Source organism: Nakamurella sp. (genome assembly GCF_048594475.1).
Taxonomy (GTDB): domain Bacteria; phylum Actinomycetota; class Actinomycetes; order Mycobacteriales; family Nakamurellaceae; genus Nakamurella.
In genome coordinates this window covers 1-2485 of the sequence record NZ_JBMDXT010000170.1, presented here as the reverse complement: position 1 = coordinate 2485, position 2485 = coordinate 1, and the positions used below count along the sequence as shown (strand labels likewise).

At 75.5% G+C, this 2485-nt stretch carries 4 protein-coding genes; 2 read left to right on the top strand and 2 right to left on the bottom strand.

Annotated features, from left to right (window positions below; translation table 11 throughout):
• Nucleotides 1–92: 92 nt before the first annotated feature.
• Both ACOJUF_RS08505 and ACOJUF_RS08500 read right to left on the bottom strand, forming a co-directional pair.
• The gene (locus ACOJUF_RS08505; protein WP_420121428.1) at nt 93–434 is read right to left on the bottom strand and encodes a thioredoxin family protein; all 342 of its coding nucleotides are present in this window, start codon (nt 432–434) and stop codon (nt 93–95) included.
• Nucleotides 431–844 carry a MerR family transcriptional regulator gene (locus tag ACOJUF_RS08500; protein ID WP_420121427.1) on the bottom strand — a complete coding sequence of 138 codons (414 nt, stop codon included), beginning with the start codon at nt 842–844 and terminating at the stop codon, nt 431–433. The genes ACOJUF_RS08505 and ACOJUF_RS08500 overlap by 4 nt, the downstream gene beginning before the upstream one ends.
• 253 nt (nt 845–1097) lie before the next feature.
• On the opposite strand from ACOJUF_RS08500, the gene ACOJUF_RS08495 reads away from it, so the two are divergent.
• Both ACOJUF_RS08495 and ACOJUF_RS08490 read left to right on the top strand, forming a co-directional pair.
• Complete coding sequence (locus ACOJUF_RS08495; RefSeq protein WP_420121426.1) at nt 1098–1493, top strand: hypothetical protein; 396 nt, start codon at nt 1098–1100, stop codon at nt 1491–1493.
• Nucleotides 1494–1543: 50 nt separating this feature from the next.
• Nucleotides 1544–2224, top strand: coding sequence for a response regulator transcription factor (locus ACOJUF_RS08490; RefSeq protein ID WP_420121425.1), 681 nt, complete (start codon nt 1544–1546; stop codon nt 2222–2224).
• Nucleotides 2225–2485 lie beyond the last annotated feature (261 nt).

Genomic DNA, 2485 nt, shown 5'->3' with positions numbered 1-2485 from the left:
CCCATTTGGGGCGGGGGGCGCCCCCGGGCCGGGGGCCGCCCCGCCCCGCTGGGTTCCCCCCCCCCGGGACGGGTGGGTTGGGAAGGCCTGGCTCAGCGGGTGAGGGCGTCGTCGATCCGGGCCAGCAGGCGTGCCTTGGGTTGGGCGCCGACCACCGAGCCGATCGGCTCGCCGCCGACGAACAGCAGCAGGGTCGGCAGGGACAGCACCCGGTAGCGGGCGCCGGTGACCGGGTTGGCGTCGTAGTCCATCGAACGGACGGCCAGCGTGCCGGCCCGCTCCCGGGCGATCGCCGCCAGCACCGGCGCGATCATGTGGCACGGCGGGCACCACTGGGCCCAGAAGTCCACCAGCACGGGTCCGGGGGCGGCCAGCACGTCACGGGCGAAGGTCTCGTCGGTGACGGCCGGGACCAGGTCGGTGTCGGTGATCATGGGGTGTCCTGTTCTGCTCGTCCGATGGTGTCCAGCGGGGCCCGGCAGCCGACGACGTCCCGCCCGGCGGCCGCGGCCTGCCGCCGCAGCAGCGCGTCGCGAATGGCCTGCAGCCGGGCGAGTTGCGCGTCGACCTCGGCCAACTTGCGCGAGTACATCTCGAAGGAGTCGGCGCACGAGTCGGACTCGTCGTGGCCCGCACGCAGGCACTCGACGAACGGCCGCGTCTCCTCCAGGCTCAGCCCCTCCGCCTGCAGCGACCGGATCTCGACGAGGACCTTGACGTCCTGCTCGTCGTACTCCCGGTAGCCGTTGGCCGCGCGGCCGGTGTCCAGCAACCCCTGCGCCTCGTAGAACCGCAGGGCCCGCGTCGTCGTGCCGGCCCGCCGGGCCGCCTCTCCGATCCTCACGTCGCTCCCTTCGCCGCGCCGTCCGCCCGGGATCGACCGTAGACATTGACGCGCGGGTCAAGGCAAGCCGCGGCAGCGCGGCCGGCCCACCGCCGGCGGCGGCGCCACCCTGGGCCCGGCCCGCCGCCCGTCTTTACCGAACCCGAACCGGGCCCGGACGGTGCCCGCAAACCCGGCCGCGACGCTGTGTCCGTGGGTCCGGGCGAGCGCCCGGACGGACGAGGGAGGACCAGCAATGGCGAAGAAGGCGTTCATGACGATCCTGACCGGCGGGGTGACCGCGACGGCGCTGGCCGCCACGGTCGCGCTGGCCGGCCCGGCGGCGGCCGCGCCGGTGGCCGGCCAGGCGGTCACCGCCCAGGCGGTCGCTTCGCCGGCGGCGGCGGACGCGTCCGGCACCCCGAAGTACTGCGCGCGGATCGACAAGGCGCTTGAACGCCGGCAGAAGCTCGAGGACCGCTGGAACGGCGACGCGACGACCCGTGGTTCGGTCGCCTGGCTGCAGGCCAAGGCACAGTCGCTGAGCTCCACCAACCCGGAGTTGAGCAAGCTGCTGACCGACGTGGCCAACCTGCGCGGCCAGATCAAGGACCCGGCCGAGGGCATCATCGCCGACCTGCAGGCGGTCAAGCAGGCGCACTGCAGTTGACCCGCGTGTGTCGGCTCGCCCCGACCGGTCGCACCGGCGAGAGTTGACCGATGGTGGCACGCGAGGAACCGGCGGCCGACCGAGTCCCCGACCGGGGCCTGGTCCTCGTCGTCGAGGACGAGTCGGTGATCGCCGACGTCGTGCGCCGGTACCTCACCGCGGCGGGGTTCGCGGTGCGGATCTGCCGGACCGGCCAGGAGGGGTTGGCCGCCGTCCGGTCCGACCGGCCGGTGGCGATCGTGCTGGACGTCGGCCTGCCCGACATGGACGGGCTCGACCTGTGCCGGCGGCTGCGGGATGCCGGCGACTGGACGCCGGTGCTCTTCGCCACCGCCCGGGACGAGGACGTCGACCGCATCCTGGGCCTGGAACTCGGTGGTGACGACTACCTGGTCAAGCCGTTCAACCCGCGCGAACTGGTGGCCCGGCTGCGCGCCGTGCTGCGGCGGGGCGGCGGGGCGGGCGCCGTCGGGGCGGCCGCGCTGCGGGTGGGCCGGGTCCGGATCGACCCGGACCAGCGCCGGGTCCGGGTCGAATCGGGACCGGGCGATCCCGACGCGGCCGCGCGGCAGATCGAGCTGACCGCAACCGAGTTCGACCTGCTGCTGTACCTGGCGCGCAGCCCGGGGCGGGTGTTCGAGCGGGCCGGCCTGCTCCGCTCGGTGTGGGGGTACGCGAGCCCCGCCGGGGCCCGCACCGTCGACGTGCACGTCGCCGCGCTGCGGGCCTAGCTCGGCGACGCCAGCCCCATCCGCACCGTCCGCGGGGTCGGCTACGCGGCCGACGACCGATGACGAACCCGTCACCGGTGGCGCCCCCGGATCGGTCCCCGGTGGCACCGCGGGACGCGCCCGGGGTCGTCGACGGGCAACCCGGCGGCGCCGGGTCCCGCCGGCCGCGGACCACGCTGGCCGTGCGGGTCACGCTGCTGGTGGTCGCGGTGGCGGTGCTGGTCGCCGTGGTCGCCGCGGTGGCCGGGGGGCGGGTGGTGG

What these genes read in the sequence shown, in the direction of transcription:
- ACOJUF_RS08505 (WP_420121428.1), bottom strand. Translation starts at nt 434, where the DNA reads ATGATCACCGACACCGACCTGGTCCCGGCCGTCACCGACGAGACCTTC.
- ACOJUF_RS08495 (WP_420121426.1), top strand. Translation starts at nt 1,098, where the DNA reads ATGACGATCCTGACCGGCGGGGTGACCGCGACGGCGCTGGCCGCCACG.
- ACOJUF_RS08490 (WP_420121425.1), top strand. Translation starts at nt 1,544, where the DNA reads ATGGTGGCACGCGAGGAACCGGCGGCCGACCGAGTCCCCGACCGGGGC.